The organism is Dactylosporangium sp. NPDC051485 (assembly GCF_040682015.1).
Lineage (GTDB): Bacteria > Actinomycetota > Actinomycetes > Mycobacteriales > Micromonosporaceae > Dactylosporangium.
Window position 1 is genome coordinate 18389 of sequence record NZ_JBFAZW010000115.1, and the last position, 14942, is coordinate 33330.

At 73.4% G+C, this 14942-nt stretch carries 17 protein-coding genes and 1 tRNA gene; 5 read left to right on the top strand and 13 right to left on the bottom strand.

Features of this window, described 5'->3' with window-relative positions; genetic code table 11:
• Positions 1–294: 294 nt before the first annotated feature.
• From AB0M46_RS42320 to AB0M46_RS42365, 10 genes are all read right to left on the bottom strand, one after another.
• Positions 295–558 (bottom strand): hypothetical protein, encoded by a 264-nt coding sequence (locus AB0M46_RS42320; protein ID WP_363345599.1) that lies wholly within the window; start codon positions 556–558, stop codon positions 295–297.
• 181 nt (positions 559–739) lie between these two features.
• Positions 740–955: a hypothetical protein gene (locus AB0M46_RS42325; RefSeq protein ID WP_363345601.1), complete on the bottom strand. Its 216-nt coding sequence runs from the start codon at positions 953–955 to the stop codon at positions 740–742.
• Between the two features lie 109 nt (positions 956–1064).
• Entirely contained in the window at positions 1065–1220 is a 156-nt protein-coding gene (locus tag AB0M46_RS42330) for a DUF6131 family protein (RefSeq protein WP_363345603.1), read from the bottom strand.
• A 77-nt stretch (positions 1221–1297) separates the two neighbouring features.
• Positions 1298–3256, bottom strand: a complete 1959-nt coding sequence (locus tag AB0M46_RS42335; RefSeq protein ID WP_363345605.1) for a VWA domain-containing protein — start codon at positions 3254–3256, stop codon at positions 1298–1300.
• Positions 3253–4662 carry a sigma 54-interacting transcriptional regulator gene (locus tag AB0M46_RS42340; RefSeq protein WP_363345607.1) on the bottom strand — a complete coding sequence of 470 codons (1410 nt, stop codon included), beginning with the start codon at positions 4660–4662 and terminating at the stop codon, positions 3253–3255. Before AB0M46_RS42340 ends, AB0M46_RS42335 begins: the two co-directional genes overlap by 4 nt.
• 454 nt (positions 4663–5116) lie before the next feature.
• The gene (locus AB0M46_RS42345) at positions 5117–5554 is read right to left on the bottom strand and encodes an RDD family protein (RefSeq protein ID WP_363345609.1); all 438 of its coding nucleotides are present in this window, start codon (positions 5552–5554) and stop codon (positions 5117–5119) included.
• A 273-nt stretch (positions 5555–5827) separates the two neighbouring features.
• Positions 5828–5901 (bottom strand) — tRNA-Met (locus AB0M46_RS42350).
• A gap of 227 nt (positions 5902–6128) precedes the next feature.
• Positions 6129–6500, bottom strand: a complete 372-nt coding sequence (locus tag AB0M46_RS42355) for a discoidin domain-containing protein (RefSeq protein ID WP_363345611.1) — start codon at positions 6498–6500, stop codon at positions 6129–6131.
• Positions 6501–6695: 195 nt separating this feature from the next.
• Positions 6696–8243, bottom strand: a complete 1548-nt coding sequence (locus tag AB0M46_RS42360; protein WP_363345613.1) for an MFS transporter — start codon at positions 8241–8243, stop codon at positions 6696–6698.
• A 47-nt stretch (positions 8244–8290) separates the two neighbouring features.
• Positions 8291–8455: a hypothetical protein gene (locus tag AB0M46_RS42365; RefSeq protein ID WP_363345615.1), complete on the bottom strand. Its 165-nt coding sequence runs from the start codon at positions 8453–8455 to the stop codon at positions 8291–8293.
• A gap of 64 nt (positions 8456–8519) precedes the next feature.
• On the opposite strand from AB0M46_RS42365, the gene AB0M46_RS42370 reads away from it, so the two are divergent.
• The gene (locus AB0M46_RS42370) at positions 8520–8894 is read left to right on the top strand and encodes an FKBP-type peptidyl-prolyl cis-trans isomerase (protein ID WP_363345617.1); all 375 of its coding nucleotides are present in this window, start codon (positions 8520–8522) and stop codon (positions 8892–8894) included.
• Between the two features lie 167 nt (positions 8895–9061).
• A complete protein-coding gene (locus AB0M46_RS42375; RefSeq protein WP_363345619.1) occupies positions 9062–9712 on the top strand; it encodes an adenylate kinase in 651 nt (216 codons plus the stop codon).
• 127 nt (positions 9713–9839) lie between these two features.
• Here AB0M46_RS42375 and pgm read toward each other — a convergent pair whose 3' ends face one another.
• Positions 9840–11471, bottom strand: coding sequence for a phosphoglucomutase (alpha-D-glucose-1,6-bisphosphate-dependent) (gene pgm, locus AB0M46_RS42380; RefSeq protein ID WP_363345621.1), 1632 nt, complete (start codon positions 11469–11471; stop codon positions 9840–9842).
• Between the two features lie 55 nt (positions 11472–11526).
• On the opposite strand from pgm, the gene AB0M46_RS42385 reads away from it, so the two are divergent.
• Positions 11527–12042: a DinB family protein gene (locus AB0M46_RS42385; RefSeq protein ID WP_363345623.1), complete on the top strand. Its 516-nt coding sequence runs from the start codon at positions 11527–11529 to the stop codon at positions 12040–12042.
• 46 nt (positions 12043–12088) lie between these two features.
• On the opposite strand, the gene AB0M46_RS42390 is transcribed toward AB0M46_RS42385, so the two are convergent.
• Entirely contained in the window at positions 12089–12520 is a 432-nt protein-coding gene (locus tag AB0M46_RS42390; protein WP_363345625.1) for an SPW repeat protein, read from the bottom strand.
• A gap of 144 nt (positions 12521–12664) precedes the next feature.
• Here AB0M46_RS42390 and AB0M46_RS42395 point away from each other — a divergent pair, with 144 nt between their 5' ends.
• The gene (locus AB0M46_RS42395; RefSeq protein WP_363345627.1) at positions 12665–13006 is read left to right on the top strand and encodes an MmcQ/YjbR family DNA-binding protein; all 342 of its coding nucleotides are present in this window, start codon (positions 12665–12667) and stop codon (positions 13004–13006) included.
• Between the two features lie 13 nt (positions 13007–13019).
• Here AB0M46_RS42395 and AB0M46_RS42400 read toward each other — a convergent pair whose 3' ends face one another.
• Positions 13020–14132, bottom strand: a complete 1113-nt coding sequence (locus AB0M46_RS42400; RefSeq protein ID WP_363345629.1) for a PQQ-binding-like beta-propeller repeat protein — start codon at positions 14130–14132, stop codon at positions 13020–13022.
• A gap of 254 nt (positions 14133–14386) precedes the next feature.
• Between AB0M46_RS42400 and AB0M46_RS42405 the strand changes: the two genes are divergently transcribed.
• Entirely contained in the window at positions 14387–14731 is a 345-nt protein-coding gene (locus AB0M46_RS42405) for a YciI family protein (protein WP_363345631.1), read from the top strand.
• The last annotated feature ends 211 nt before the right edge of the window (positions 14732–14942 follow it).

The window sequence follows — 14942 nt, forward strand, 5'->3', positions numbered from 1 at the left end:
GGCGCGGGACGGCGCCAGAGGAAATGTCCGGCAAATTCCCGCCCGCCGCCACACACATTGGCGATCAACGATTGATCTGATCACCGTACAAGCATCATCCATGCGGTGGAGGCGGAGCGGGCCGTACGGCGCGGGCTGGCGCCGGACCGGGTGGGGCGGACCGGCCGCATCGGCGGGCGTCTTTGGATACCCGCCTCGGTGAACCGGGCCGCCAGGGCCTGTGGCGGTGCGCAACGATGCGGTAACGTCGCCGCATCCGCCGCAGGCTCCCGGTCCGGCCTGTCTCCTACGGGTTCATCGGTCTGGGGAAGGGGGCCCCTCGTTGCAGCGGGGGGCTCCCACTTCGGCGTGGTCCCGGCCCACCCACCGGGCCGCGGGCAGGGCCCCGGCCGCGACGGCCAGCAGCACGGTGGCAACGCCCCAGGAGCCGAGGCCGGCGGCGAGGGCGAGCACCGCGGCGGCGGAGACCACCGCCTGGGCGGCCAGTTCGAGCAGGGCGGTCCGCAGCAGCGCCGCCGGCCAGCCGGGGCGCGGCCGGCGACGCGGGGGTTTGATCATCGCGATCTCCTTTGATCTGGCGATCCGGCGCACGGGGCTGTGCGCCGCGGGAGATCGTTGCCAGCGCGGCCGCCGATGGCAAGAGATCAAATGCCCGGGAATTGTCCGCGATCTGTGCGCGGGTGCGGCCCGCCGAATCGCGCACAATTGCCGTACGAATGCGGCCCGGCCGCCGTACCGGTCAGCCCGGCCGCTGCACCAGCAGCACCGCGACGGCGAACGGGGCGCCGGCCGGCGCGGTGACCGTGCGGGCCACCCACTCGGCGCCGGCCAGGTGCTGGTCCAGGCGCGCGCGCAGGGCGGCGTCGGCGGGGACCGGGACGAAGTACAGCCGGCGGCGCCCCTGGCCGCGCACGATCAGCCGCAGCAGCTCCCACGCGAAACGGCGCACGCTCACACTCGCCACATTATGGCCAGAAGGCCAGATTCACAAGGCGCAACAAGGTGCGGCCGGCGCCTCCCTGGAGCGCCGGCCGCACCGCACTGCCGCTGGGCGATGCCCGCGCCTACCACCAGTTGCGGCGGCCGGCCAGCGGGCGCCCCATCGCGCCGAGAATCCACAGCACCGCACCGACGACGAGCAGCACGACGCCGATCGTCTCGATGATCCCGACGTGCAGGAACAGGCCGAGGAGGAACAGGATGAGACCGAGGACGATCATGTCAGCTCCCGGGGGGGGGTAGGGGTACCGATCTATGTGGATCTGGTACCCCCGTCCCCGCGGCCGCCAAACACGGATCACCCTCGGCGGCCCCGGCGGGCCCGGATGTAGTCGGAGACCACGTACCGGCCGAGGTCGTCGGCGTCGGGGGTGAAGACCCGCCCGCCGTTGCGCCGGGCGACGGCGTCGACGAACCGGCGCAGGCCCGCGTCCTCGCCGAGCATGAAGATGTTCATCACCGCGCCGTACCGGGTGAGCTGGTCGACCTCGTGCACGGTGGCCGCGACCGTCTCCCGGGTCGGGGGCCACATGAAGGTGGCGCTGCCGTCCTCGAGCAGGTGCGCGGTCGGCTCGCCGTCGGTGACGACGAGCACGACCGGGTCCGAGGCCGGGTGCCGCCGCAGGTGCCGGGCGGCGAGCTTGAGCGCGTGCTGCAGGTTGGTGCCCTGCACCATGTCGGGCTCGACGGCGGCCAGTTCCTCCTGGCTCAGCCGCTGGGCGTAGCGGCCGAAGCCGACGATCTGCAGCGCGTCCTGGGGGAAGCGGGTCGCGACGAGGTGCGACAGGGCGAGGGCGGCCTGCTTCATCGGGCCCCAGCGACCGTCGGCCATCATCGAGAACGACAGGTCGACGCAGAGCGCGACGGCGGCCGACACCCGCCGCTCGGTCTCGGCGATCTCGAAGTCCTCGACGTCGAGCGCGATCGGCAGGGTCGCCGCCCCGCCCGAGGCCTGGCGGCGCACGGCGTTGCCGATGGTGCGCACCACGTCGAGGGCCTGCTCGTCGCCGTACCGCCACCGCCGCGACGCCCCGGTGAACTCCCCGGCGGCGCCCGCGTCGCGCAGGTCGTGCTGGCCCTGCCGGCCGGCGTGCAGCTGGGCGAAGACGGTCCGCAGGGCGGTGCCGCCGAGCCGCCGCAGCGCCTTGGGGCTCAGCGTGAGCCCGTCGGCGCCGCGGGTGACCCAGCCCTGCCGGCGCAGCTGCTGCTCCAGCTCGCGCAGGCGGCGCACGTCGTCGGCGGCGGCGCGGCCCAGCTGCCGCTCGACCGCCTCCACGTCGACGTCGTCGAGGGTGGCCCCGGGGTGCTCCTGGCCGAGCTGGTCGAGCAGGTCGTCGAGGTCGCCGATCTCCTCGAGGGCCCCGGCGGCGTCGCCGTAGCCCAGCCCCTGCTCGCCGCGGACCCGCTCGCCCCGGCCCCAGTTGAGGCCGGGCCGCAGCGCCCGCAGGTTGTCGGTGAGCCGGCCCATCTCGCCGGCGAGGTCGCCGAGGGACTGGGCCATGAGCTGCTCGAGCTCCTCGCGCTGCTGCGGGGTCAGGGAGCGCATGAGCCGCTCCCCCGCGGCGGCCCGCCGGGCCAGGGCGTCGATGAGCTCGTCGATGTCGGCCGGCTTCTCCGGGAAGAAGTCGCCGTGGCGGTTCATGAACTCGGCGAAGGCGTCGTCGGTGTGCTCGCCGCGGGCGTGCTTGTCCAGCAGCGCGTTGAGATCCTGCAGCATGGCCCGCATCGCCGCCTGCGACTCCGGGTCGCGCAGCGCCTGCTGCATCCCCTGGAAGCGCTGCTCGACGACCTCCTGGCGGAGCTGATCGAGGATCTGCTGGTAGAGCTGGCGGGCCTCGTTCGAGCTCCACTGGTACTGCGCCAGCTCCGCCACCGCCCGAGCGGTGGAGCGGGGCAGCGCGTCGAGCTGGGCCTCGGCGAAGCGGGCGTCGTCGGTGTCCCGTTGGGACAGTGCGTCGCGCTCGGTCGCGAGGGCCTGGTCGAGCAGCTGCTGGGCGCGGGTCACCGCCCCGTCGAGCCGGCCGCGGCGCATGGCGTCGCGGCGCATCCGGCGGGCCCGGGCGAGCAGGTCGTCGAGGCCCCGCTCGCCCTGCGGACCGCGGCGCAGCAGGTTGCGCAGCGCCTCGCGGAGGCTGCCGCCCTCGAGGACCTCCTGGCCGACCTGGTCGACGGCGGCGCGCACGTCGTAGGGCGGGGCGAGCGGGTCGGGCCCGCCGCGCCACGCCCCGTAGCGGAACCTGTTGTGCCGCAAGGTCATCCTCCGTACACGGTGCGGCCGTCGTCGGTGAGGTCCTTGGACAGCCGCCGGGTCAGGTGCAGGCCCTCGAGGGCGAACTCGACGCCGGCGGCGGCCTCCCCGCGGCTCGGGGCGTCGCCGAGGCCGAGCCGCTCGAGGACCTTGGCCAGCCCCGGCACGGTGCCGACCTGGCGCAGGATCTCGTCGGCCCCGGCCAGCTCGCCGGTCTCGACGACCTGGTCCTCGGCGACGAGGTCGGTGAAGCCGGACAGGTCGAGCCCGGCGAGCCGGGCCCGGAACGTGTCGGCGGTGGCGGTGCGCAGCAGGTGGGCGAGGATCTCGATCTCCCGCCCCTCCTCGCCGCTGTCGAACTCGACCTTGCCGCGCAGGGTCGAGGTGACCGAGACGGTGTCGCCGATGCGGGCCACCGGCCGCTCCTCGCCGAGCAGCCCGGCCCGGCGCAGCGCGGAGGCGGCCACGGTCTCGGCGGCCGCGATCGCGAACCGGGCGGAGACGCCGGAGCGGGCATCGACGGCCGGCGACTCGCGCACCGCCCGCGTGAAGCGGGCCAGGACCTCGATCACGTGGTCGGGGACCTGGGCGACGAGCTGGGCCTCCTGCCGTACGAGATCCATCTCCAGCTCGAGGTCGAGCGGGTAGTGCGTGCGGATCTCGGCGCCGAAGCGGTCCTTGAGCGGCGTGATGATCCGCCCGCGGTTGGTGTAGTCCTCCGGGTTGGCGCTGGCCACGAGCAGCACGTCCAGCGGCAGGCGCAGCTGGTAGCCGCGGACCTGGATGTCGCGCTCCTCCAGCACGTTGAGCAGCGACACCTGGATGCGCTCGGCGAGGTCGGGCAGCTCGTTGACGGCGAAGATGCCGCGGTTGGTGCGCGGCACGAGGCCGAAGTGGATGGTCTCGGGGTCGCCGAGGGTGCGGCCCTGCGCGACCCGGATCGGGTCGACGTCGCCGATCAGGTCGCCGACGCTGGTGTCGGGGGTGGCGAGCTTCTCGCCGTAGCGCAGCGACCGGTGCCGCCAGTCGACCGGCAGCGCGTCGCCGGCCTCCGCGGCCAGCCGCCGGGAGGCCGGCGTGATCGGCTCGTAGGGGTGCTCGTTGAGCTCGGACCCGGCGATCACCGGCGTCCATTCGTCCAGCAGCGAGACCAGGCCGCGGATGACCCGGGTCTTGCCCTGGCCGCGCTCGCCGAGCAGCACGAGGTCGTGCCCGGCGAGGATGGCCCGCTCGAGCTCGGGCAGCACGGTGTCCTCGTAGCCGACGATGCCGGGGAAGCGCGGCTCGCCGGTGCGCAGCCGGGCGAGCAGGTTCTCGCGCAGCTCCTCCTTGACGGTGCGGAAGCGGTGGCCGGAGGCGCGGAGCTCCCCGACCGTGCCGGGAAGGTCCAGGGGCTGATCTGGCGTCACAGTCACCGTTTGAACCTATCTCGCCCCGGCGGCAATGGGCGGCCGTGCGCGAACTCGCCCGCCGCGCCCGCCGGCTCGACGACAAACCGAGCGCTGCGCATCGCGACAGCCCTTGGCCTTGAACCCGAAGCTTCGCCACTGCCGTCACCAGCGACGCGCGTCCGAGCGGGGACAGGCATCGAGCACTAGCCTGGGGCTACGTCCCGATCATGATCGATCTCCAACGGCGAGCCCACTCAACACATGCGACCTCGTGTCGCACCACTCGACAAGAAGGCCATGCCCAGCAAAGGCGCGAAACGCCCCCAGGAATGCTTCGTCATCTACAGCCGTCATCCGTGAGTTGCCCTCTGTAGCGCGCAGATCAGTACCTCAAGCAGGCTACCGCCAACCTGCTCGCCGGCAACCTGGCCGCCCTGCCCCCGTGTCCCGTCGGCCAGGGCCTTTTCGCCTGACCGGGTCAGGCGCGCACGACCAAGGTCCGGGCGGCCATGTCGCCGAGGCGCCGGCGGCGCTGCGAGCACAGCACGACGATGAAGCCGACCAGGTAGGCGAAGAGACCGTCGATGATGCGCAGCAGTGTGCGAATGATGGCCTTGCCGATGCCGGGTGCGGCGCCGGTGACCTCGTCGACGACGCGAATGCCGGTGACGAGCTTGCCGACCGTGCGGCCGAAGAGTCCCTCCAGCAGCACGTAGTACAGCACGACGAGGACGAACCACAGGACGCTGCCGCCGCTCGACAACCGAGTGGAACTGAAGCCCGAGGCCGTGGTCTCGACACCGGCCACCTGCGCGACGATGCCACCGAGGCAGCCGAGCAGCACCGCGTCGACGATGGTGGCCACCACACGGCGACCGGTCACATGGACGTCGGCGGAACTCGATGGATAGGTCATGTCGCTACCTCCTGCCGGACTGTGACGAAACGACCATACCGATCGGGCGGGTCCGTCACGACATCCGCGGCAGATGACGACCGCTACGGGCCCCACTCCGACAATCCCCGGGGCTCTGGCTTGGCCGAGATCCGCGGCACGGCAACGCTGCTGCACTGTCGGGCGACGTCGCGGTGGGCGAGCCGGTCGAGCAGCCCCGCCGGGTCGGATGCGCGGCCACCGCGAACGCGGCCCCCGATTTCGGGAACCGCGCTCTGACCTGCATTTTCTTTGTAGCGGGGACAGGATTTGAACCTGCGACCTCTGGGTTATGAGCCCAGCGAGCTACCGAGTTGCTCCACCCCGCGTCGGCTAGGAGGAATGCTAGCGGACCGGGCCGCAGGCCCCAAATCGTTTCGAAACGGCGGCGGCGCCGGGCGGGCCGCTCAGCATCCGCTGTGGAAGATGGCGCGCGTGAAGAGGCGGGAGACGAACCAGCTGCGCCTTCCAGGGTCGGCTCGCCATCACCCGAGGTCCGCGAGGCGGCTCTGGAGTTGTCCTTGGTCTACAGTGGATAGACCTCGAGCTCGCCGAGCTAGGCCGACGGCGACATCGTGTTGCCGAAGAAGGTGAGCTGCACGTATCGCGCGCTGGTCGGTGGGAACGTGATGGTCACCGTGTTCGCGCTGGCCGGGTCGAAGAGATACGGCCAGATGTCGGCGACCGTGGTCCACGGGTCGGTGGTGAGCGAGGTCGCGACCGCGATCGTCTGGGTCCGTGCCGGCCACCCGGCCGGGAGCTTGAGCACCACTCGCGACACCTGGTAGTTGGCGTTCAGGTCGACCATGATGGGCAGCGGGAAGGCGTTTGCCCGGCTCTCCCACACCGTGTTGGGGTTGCGGTCGACCGCGTCCGCGCCGGTCGACGTTGCCCGCGTCCGCGGCCGCAGGAGCCGCGCCCGCCACAACGGGCAGGACGGCGCCGAGGACGGCGGCGGCAACGACGCCCGGGCCGCCGAACTCGGCGCCGCTTACGGTCCGGCAGCGGATTCGCCGCCGGACAGCAATGGTGTCCGTGCGCGCAGCCGCGACGCGGATCCGCGCCCGAGGACGTGCAGCCACGGGCCAGGCCGGCCTGGCGCCGCAGTAGCCGTCCCAGCGCCTCACGCGCGCACAGACTCCCCGTCCCGGGACTCCTCCCCGGAGGAAGGCGCGGCGGCGGCCAGCACCGGCACGTGGCGCAGCATCCGCAGGGTCACCACCGCCAGGCCGGCCAGCACGATCGCGCACACCCCCGCGACCACGTGCAGCCCCGAGGTGGCCGCCGTGCGCGCCGCCGCCAGCAGTGGGCCGGCGAGGGAGGACGGCAGCCCCGACGCCGCGGCGACGGCCGCCGTCGCCGTGTCCCGGGCCCCGGCGGCGGCCGAGGCGGGAAGGCCGGCCGGGAGGTCGACGACGGCGCGGTACACGGCCGTGCCGAGGCTGCCGAGCAGGGCGATGCCGAGGGCGTACCCGAACTCGCCGCTCACCTCGTTGAGCGCCCCGGCCGCGCCGGCCCGCTCCGGCGGGGCCGAGCCCATGACGATGCCCGTCGCCAGGGTGGCCATCGGGCCCATGCCGAGGTTGCTGACCACGAAGGCGGCGATGACGGGCAGCGGGCCCGCCGACGCCGGGACCAGCACCACGAGGGCGGCGCCGGCCGCGGACAGCAGGAGGCCGCCGCCGATGAGCAGGCCGGGGCGCACGCGCCGGGCCAGCAGCGGGGCGACCTGGAAGCTCACGGCGCTGGCCAGCGCGGCCGGCAGGATCCACAGGCCGGCGGCGCGCGGGGTGAGGGCGTCGACGACCTGCAGGTGCTGGGTGATGAAGACCATCATCGCGCCGGTGAGCATGGTCCCGGCGAACATCCCGCCCAGGGCCGCCGCGAAGGCGCGGTCGGCGAAGAGGCGCAGGTCCAGCAGCGGGGCGGCGAGGGTGCGCTGGCGGCGGGCGAAGAGCACGGCGAGGGCCAGGCCGATCGCGAGCGCGGCCAGGGGCACGGGGCGCCAGCCGGTGCGGGCGAGCTCCTTCACGCCGTACACCGTGGGCAGGATGGCGGCCAGGGACAGTGCGACGCTGGGCAGGTCGAACCGGCCCGTGCCCGGGTGGCGCTGCTCGGGCAGCAGGATCGGGCCGAGGACGAGCAGCAGCACCATCGCCGGGACGCCGAGCAGGAACGCGGAGCCCCACCAGAAGTGCGCCAGCAGCAGGCCGCCGGCGACGGGGCCGATGATCGCGCCGCTCATGAAGCAGACCATCCACACGCCGATGGCCAGGCCGCGGCGGCGTGGGTCGGGGAACAGGCCGCTGATCAGGGCCAGGGAGGACGGGGCCAGGGTGGCGCCGGCGATGCCGAGGGCGGCCCGGGCGGCGATGAGCATGACCGGGCCGGTGCTGTAGGCGGCGGCGACGGAGGCGGCACCGAACGCGGCAGCGCCGAGCAGCAGCAGGCGGCGGCGGCCGATGCGGTCGCCCAGGGTGCCCATCGTGATCATGAATCCGGAGAGCAGGAAGCCGTACACGTCGAGGATCCACAGCTGCTCGGTGCTGCTCGCGTGCAGGTCGGCGCCGATGCGGGGCAGGGCGAGCAGGAGCACGAACACGTCGATCGAGACCAGCAGGGCCGGCAGCGCGAGGACGGCCAGGCCCAGCCACGGGGAATGCTTCGTCATGCCGGGTGGTCGCAGCCGCCGTCCGCGTCTCGACATCCGCCGGCACGTCAATCCTGCAAGCGCACGTCCAGCCACGAGGTGAAGCCGGGGGTGGCGTGGGGGTCGTGACGCCGCTCGTGCTCCGCCTCGTTGCGCGACCATGGCTCGAGGCGCTCCACCAGCCCGGCGGCGCCGGCCGTCACCAGCCAGAACGCCACCCGGACGGGATGCATGCGCCGGCAGCACGGCGCCATGAGGCAGGATGGAGGCGACGTTTCGTAACGAAGGAGTCAACGCATGGCGCTGAGCAAGCCCGAGGTCACTCTGCCCGACGGCCCCGCCCCGGCCGACCTCGTCATCGAGGACATCACCGTCGGCGACGGGCCGGAGGCGGTTCCCGGCCAGCAGGTGAGCGTCCACTACGTGGGCGTGGCCCTCTCCACCGGCCGCGAGTTCGACGCCTCGTGGAACCGCGGCGGCACGTTCGACTTCGGCCTGGGCCGGGGTCAGGTCATCACCGGGTGGGACCGCGGCGTGGCCGGCATGCGCGTCGGCGGCCGCCGCAAGCTGGTCATCCCGCCGCACCTGGGCTACGGCGACCGGGGTGCCGGCGGGGTGATCAAGCCTGGCGAGACCCTGGTCTTCGTCGTCGACCTGCTCGGCACCCGGTAGAGGACCAACGCCGTTTCGCGCGGCCGCATTCCCGGTTGCGGGGTCACCGACCTCACAGCCGGGAATGGACAAATTCACAGCTTTCCCACAGCCCCGCCGAGGGTCGTGGATGCGATGCTGGACCATCGGCGGCGGGCCGATGCAGGGGCATACGAAGGGGTGTGCAAATGACGGTGCAGCCGGCGACGCCGAGGGCGAAGCGGATCCTGATGGTGGGCGCGCCGGGCGCCGGGAAAGGCACCCAGGCCGACGCGATCGCCAAGCAGTTCGGGATCGCGCACATCGCCAGCGGCGACATCCTGCGCCGGCACATCGCCGAGGGCACCACGATCGGCCGCACGGTCGAGGACATCGTCAACAAGGGCGAGCTGGTGCCCGACGCCATCATCATGGACATGCTGCGCAAGCCGGTCATGGCCGCGAACGAGTCCGGCGGCTATGTCCTCGATGGCTTCCCGCGCACGGTGGAGCAGGCCGAGGCGGCGTACCGCATCGCCGGCACCCTCGGCGTCGGTGTGCAGATCGCGGTACACCTGGAGGTTCCCGAGGAGGAGCTGATCCGCCGGCTCCTGGCCCGGGCCCGCGGCGCCGACGACACCGAGGACGTCATCCGCCACCGGCTCAAGGTGTACGAGGAGAAGACCCGCCCGCTGCTGGACTACTACGCCCAGCGGGAGCTGCTCATCCAGGTCAACGGGGCGCGGCCGGTGGCCGAGGTGACGTGGTCGATCGTGGTGCAGCTGCAGCGCGCGTTCAAGCGCCCGTCCACCCACGCGACCCCCTCGACCCGCCAGCCGGTCGACCGCGCCGTCGCCTGACCGCCGAGGGAACCGACCGCGGCGCGGGTGGAAGCCACAAGGGTCACCACCCCCGCCTGACCGCTGAGGGAAACGACCGCGCGCCGGCGCAATGAGCACGCCGGCGCGCGGATCCGCATAGGATCGGTCAGGCGGTCAGGGCGGCCGAGACCACGGCGCGGGCCTCCTGCTGGATGCGGGCCAGGTGCTCCGGCCCGCGGAAGGACTCGGCGTAGACCTTGTAGACGTCCTCCGTGCCCGACGGACGGGCGGCGAACCAGCCCGACTCCGTGGCGACCTTCAGGCCGCCGATGGCGGCGCCGTTGCCCGGGGCCGCGGTCAGCTTGGCGGTGATGGGCTCGCCGGCCAGGGTGGTGGCGGTGACCTGGTCCGGGGAGAGCTTGCCCAGGACGGCCTTCTCCTCGCGGGTCGAGGCGACGTCGATGCGGGCGTAGGACGGGTCGCCGTGGCGGGCCACCAGGTCGCGGTAGTGCTCGCTCGGGGTGCGCCCGGTGCGGGCGGTGATCTCGGAGGCGAGCAGGCACAGCAGGATGCCGTCCTTGTCGGTGGTCCAGACCGAGCCGTCGCGGCGCAGGAAGGAGGCGCCGGCGCTCTCCTCGCCGCCGAAGGCCACCGAGCCGTCGAGCAGGCCGGGGACGAACCACTTGAAGCCGACCGGGACCTCGATCAGCGTCCGGCCGAGGTCGGCGGCGACCCGGTCGATCATCGAGGAGGAGACCAGGGTCTTGCCGATGGCGGCGGCCGCGGGCCAGCCCTCGCGGTTGCGGTACAGGTAGTCGATCGCCACGGCGAGGAAGTGGTTCGGGTTCATCAGGCCGGCGTCCGGGGTGACGATGCCGTGCCGGTCGGCGTCGGCGTCGTTGCCGGTGGCGACCCGGTACTCGGTGCGCCGGGCGATGAGGGAGGCCATGGCGTTCGGCGACGAGCAGTCCATGCGGATCTTGCCGTCCCAGTCCAGGGTCATGAAGGCGAAGGCCGGGTCGACGTCCGGGTTGACCACGGTCAGGTCCAGGCCGTGGCGCTCGCCGATGTAGCCCCAGTAGGCCACGCTGGCGCCGCCGAGCGGGTCGGCGCCGATGCGCACGCCGGCCGAGGCGATGGCGGGCAGGTCGATGGCGGCGCCCAGGTCGTCGCAGTAGGCGGCGAGGAAGTCGTAGCGCTGCGTGCCCGGTGCGGCCAGGGCCTGGGCGTACGTCACCCGCCGTACCCCGGCGAGACCACCCCGCAGCAGCTCGTTGGCCCGGTCCTGGATCCACCTGGTGACGTCGGTGTCGGCGGGGCCGCCGTTCGGGGGGTTGTACTTGAAGCCGCCGTCCTCCGGCGGGTTGTGCGACGGGGTGACCACCACGCCGTCGGCCCCGCGGTGGCGGTTGGCCAGGATCGCGTGCGACACGGCCGGGGTCGGGGTGAAGCCGTCGCGGCTGTCGATGAGCACCGTGACGTCGTTGGCGGCGAACACCTCCAGGGCGCTGACCGTCGCCGGCTCGGACAGGGCATGGGTGTCGCGACCCAGGAAGAGCGGGCCGCGGTACCCCTGCGAAGCCCGGTAGTCGCAGATGGCCTGGCTGGTGGCGACGATGTGGTCCTCGTTGAACGAGCCGCGCAGGCTCGACCCGCGGTGCCCGGAGGTGCCGAAGGCGACCTGCTGGGCGGGGTCGGCCGGGTCGGGGTGCACGGCGTAGTAGCTGGTGATGAGCCGCGGCACGTCGACGAGGTCGGAGCGCTGCGCGGGCTGCCCTGCGCGGGGATGGACGGACATGCCGCATACGTTGCCATGTCCGCCCCGGGTAAAACCAACACTTACGATCGAGTCCATGACGTGGACCGCTCCGCCGCCGCCACCCTTCGGCGGCTCACTCGTGGCCGGCGAACGCGAGCTCCTCGAGGGGTTCCTGGACTGGCAGCGGGCCATCCTGGTCGGCAAGTGCACCGGGCTGACCGGGGCGGAGCTGGCCCGGGCGGCCGTCCCGCCCTCGACGATGTCGCTGCTGGGCCTGGTCCGCCATCTCACCGACGTGGAGCTGGAGTGGTTCCACGGCCGCTTCCACGGGCGCGAGGTGCGGTACCACTACAAGCGGCCCGGGGCGAAGGACGCCGCGTTCGACGAGATCGACCCCGACCACGCCGAGCGGGACTACCGGCGGCTGCTCGACCAATGGGCCTCGTCCCGGGCGGCCGTGGCCGGCAACGCCATCGACGACGCGTTCGAGGACGAGCTGCGCGGGCCGATGTCGCTGCGCGCCGTGTACCTGCACCTGATCCAGGAGTACGCGCGGCACAACGGCCACGCCGACCTGCTGCGCCAGCGCATCGACGGCGAGACCGGCTGAGCCCCGCACCGCCGAGGCGGCACGGGCCCAGCCGGTGCCGGCCCCGTCAGCGTGCGCGGGTGAGCACGGCCGGGCGAATCGCCACCAGGCCGAGACCGATCATGATCAGGCCAATGATGACGTTGCTGGTGACGGCGCCGGCCGTGAAGAACCCACGCTGGATGATGAACGGCGAGACCACGGTCCACACGCCCAGCACCACCGGCAGCCACGCCAGGGTGTGGGTGCGGCCGTAGGCGATCGCGAAGCCGGCGGCCAGCAGCGCGGTGGCCACGCCGCAGATGAAGTTGTTCACCGACAGGTTGCCCTCGAAGGGCGGGAAGCCCACCACCCAAGGGCTGATGGCCAGGTAGATCCCGGCGAGCACCAGCAGACCGTCGGTGATACGCGCCGCCGGTGTCTCCGACACCTGGTCGTAGCGGGCACGCAACGCGGCGATGTCCGGGTGCTCCTCGAGGCCTGGGACGGGTCGGGCCATGACGACCCCCTTCCACTCGGATGAGAGGGCACTAACCCGAATTCCGCGGAACTAACCCGTGAGACCGGGCGCGGTGCATCCGGCACCCTGGCCTCGGGAGCGTTCCCATCCGGCATCGTCGCCACCTCGAGTACCTTGACCTCCATGACGAGGGACGAACTGCTCGCGCACTGCCTCGGCAAGCCCGGGGCGTGGCCGGACCAGCCCTGGGATGGCGACGTGGTGGCCAAGGTCGGGCCGAAGATCTTCGCGTTCGTCGGCGACGGCGGCGTCGGGGTCAAGTGTGCGCCGACCCGGGAGGCGGCCGACGAGTGGCTGCACCGCTATCCCCACGACGCGAAGGCGATGGCGTACATCGGCCGGTCCGGGTGGAACACGCTGCGCATCGGCGGGGCCATCCCCGAGGACGAGATCCTCGAGGCGATCGACGAGTCGTACCGCTGGGTGGTCTCCAAGCTGCCCAAGAAGGATCGCCCGGCGCAGTGACCCCGTGACGGCTTCACCGCACGTCGTACAGCGCGAGCGTGTCACCGGCGGCCACGGCGAGCCGGGAGCCTGAGGCCGCCAGCCGGTACGCGTCGCGCTCCGGCAGCACGTCGGCGGTGTCCCCGGTCACCGGGTTCACGGTGAGCACCCCCTCGGCCCGGGCGACGAACAGCCGGTCCCCCAGCACCGCCAGGTCCGTCGGGTCGGCCCGCCCCGACCAGCGCTCCCAGCCGCTGGACACGTCCAGGCCGGTCAGGGTGCCGTCCTCGTGCACGGCCAGGACGGTGGAGCCGGCCTTCGGCGGCACCCCGTCGAGCAGGAACCCGCCCGGGGCGGCGTAGGACCAGCGCACCTCGCCCTTGGCCACGTCGATGCCGTGCACGGCCAGGTTGCGGTAGCCGAAGTCGGTGTCGATGTAGCGCATGCCGAGGGCGACCGCGAAGTCGCCGTGCAGCGCCGGCCGGCCGAACGCGAGCCCGTCCCCCGCGGCCAGGCTCCACCGCCGGGTGCCGTCGGCGGCGTCGTGCGCGCAGAGCCGCCGGCCCGCCACGAGCACCGTGCCGCCGCCCGCGGCCAGGTCGAACGGGCCGTCGTCGGCCTGCTCGAGGCCGTGCCACCAGCGCTGCCCGGTGGCGTCGTAGGCGCCCAGGCCGCGGCCCGACGCCGAGTCCGCCGCGGCGACGACCGTGCCGCCCCAGGTGAGCAAAGCGCTGCCGAGGTACCCCTCGAAGCTGCGCCGCCACCGCTGCGCCCCGTCGCCGAGGGCGGCCACCCGGATCACCGCCGAGTCGCCGCTCGCGGTGCGGATCGCGAACGAGTCCCGGTCGCTGGAGAACGGCGCCGTGCCGGACCGGCCGGGGGCGATGTCGCCGCGGCCGATGTCGGACTGCCAGCGCACCGCCCCGTCGCCGGCCGCGTACGCGGTCAGGCCGGAACCGGCGGCCAGCAGCGTGTCGCCGGTCAGGTACAGGTCGTCGGCCGGGACGGGCAGCGGCTTGCGCCAGCGCAGCGTCGCCGGGCCGGAGAAGCGGCCGCCGTACCAGGCCGCGCCGGCCCCGACGGCAACCGTGCTCGCGCCCAGCCCGGCCAGCAGCAGCCCGCGGCGGCTCAGCCTTCGCTCGCTCATGGCGCCAGATGGTACAAGCGGATGCCGTGGGGCGGGAGCGTCGATCCCGGTGGCCGCACCGCCGCCCGCGTGCACCGCCACGACCGGCCTGCGCCTGGCGTCCATGCGTTCCTCACCGGAGGATCGTATACGATCTCGATCGAGGGTGTGCGATGCCTTCGCCCCGGCGCAGTCCCGGACTGTCGATTTCGCGCCGCCCGTTCGACAGCACGGTGCAGGACGAACACGTCGCACGCACATCGAGGACGACGCCCATGGCACAGTACACGATCTTGATCTACGCCCCGGACCCGGCACCCGCCGAGGCCGACCCGCAGGCCCACGAGCGCCACGCCGCGCAGCTGGCGGAGTCGGGCGCCCTGGCCGCGGCGTTCGCGCTGGAGCCCGCCGCGAAGGCGGCCACGGTCCGGGCCGGGGGCGTCACCGACGGCCCGTTCGTGGAGACCAAGGAGGTCGTCGCCGGCTTCTACATCCTCGACGCCCCCGACCTGGACGCCGCCGTGCGCCTCGCGGCCACCAACCCGGCCGTCGCCCAGGGCGGCGCGGTCGAGGTCCGCGCGGTCGAGGGCGCGTTCGTCCGCCCGCCGGCCGAGCCCTAGCCCGCGCGACCGGCGGCAACGAGGTGGCGACACAGGGTGACACCGCCGGGGGACGGCCGGCGTCGCGGCAACCGCGAACCTGCGCGCCGAGGTGGCCGCGGCCGGGGCCCGCCGGGGCCCACCACGAGATTGGGCGGCCGGCGGCCAACCGCCGGACCCGGTGCCGCGCCCGGGTCAGGGGCCGGCTCCCCGCCCCACCGGCGCCGAAGGC

What these genes read in the sequence shown, in the direction of transcription:
- AB0M46_RS42320 (WP_363345599.1), bottom strand. Translation starts at nt 558, where the DNA reads ATGATCAAACCCCCGCGTCGCCGGCCGCGCCCCGGCTGGCCGGCGGCG.
- AB0M46_RS42330 (WP_363345603.1), bottom strand. Translation starts at nt 1,220, where the DNA reads ATGATCGTCCTCGGTCTCATCCTGTTCCTCCTCGGCCTGTTCCTGCAC.
- AB0M46_RS42335 (WP_363345605.1), bottom strand. Translation starts at nt 3,256, where the DNA reads ATGACCTTGCGGCACAACAGGTTCCGCTACGGGGCGTGGCGCGGCGGG.
- AB0M46_RS42345 (WP_363345609.1), bottom strand. Translation starts at nt 5,554, where the DNA reads ATGACCTATCCATCGAGTTCCGCCGACGTCCATGTGACCGGTCGCCGT.
- AB0M46_RS42360 (WP_363345613.1), bottom strand. Translation starts at nt 8,243, where the DNA reads ATGACGAAGCATTCCCCGTGGCTGGGCCTGGCCGTCCTCGCGCTGCCG.
- AB0M46_RS42365 (WP_363345615.1), bottom strand. Translation starts at nt 8,455, where the DNA reads ATGCATCCCGTCCGGGTGGCGTTCTGGCTGGTGACGGCCGGCGCCGCC.
- AB0M46_RS42370 (WP_363345617.1), top strand. Translation starts at nt 8,520, where the DNA reads ATGGCGCTGAGCAAGCCCGAGGTCACTCTGCCCGACGGCCCCGCCCCG.
- AB0M46_RS42375 (WP_363345619.1), top strand. Translation starts at nt 9,062, where the DNA reads ATGACGGTGCAGCCGGCGACGCCGAGGGCGAAGCGGATCCTGATGGTG.
- pgm (WP_363345621.1), bottom strand. Translation starts at nt 11,471, where the DNA reads ATGTCCGTCCATCCCCGCGCAGGGCAGCCCGCGCAGCGCTCCGACCTC.
- AB0M46_RS42385 (WP_363345623.1), top strand. Translation starts at nt 11,527, where the DNA reads ATGACGTGGACCGCTCCGCCGCCGCCACCCTTCGGCGGCTCACTCGTG.
- AB0M46_RS42390 (WP_363345625.1), bottom strand. Translation starts at nt 12,520, where the DNA reads ATGGCCCGACCCGTCCCAGGCCTCGAGGAGCACCCGGACATCGCCGCG.
- AB0M46_RS42395 (WP_363345627.1), top strand. Translation starts at nt 12,665, where the DNA reads ATGACGAGGGACGAACTGCTCGCGCACTGCCTCGGCAAGCCCGGGGCG.
- AB0M46_RS42400 (WP_363345629.1), bottom strand. Translation starts at nt 14,132, where the DNA reads ATGAGCGAGCGAAGGCTGAGCCGCCGCGGGCTGCTGCTGGCCGGGCTG.
- AB0M46_RS42405 (WP_363345631.1), top strand. Translation starts at nt 14,387, where the DNA reads ATGGCACAGTACACGATCTTGATCTACGCCCCGGACCCGGCACCCGCC.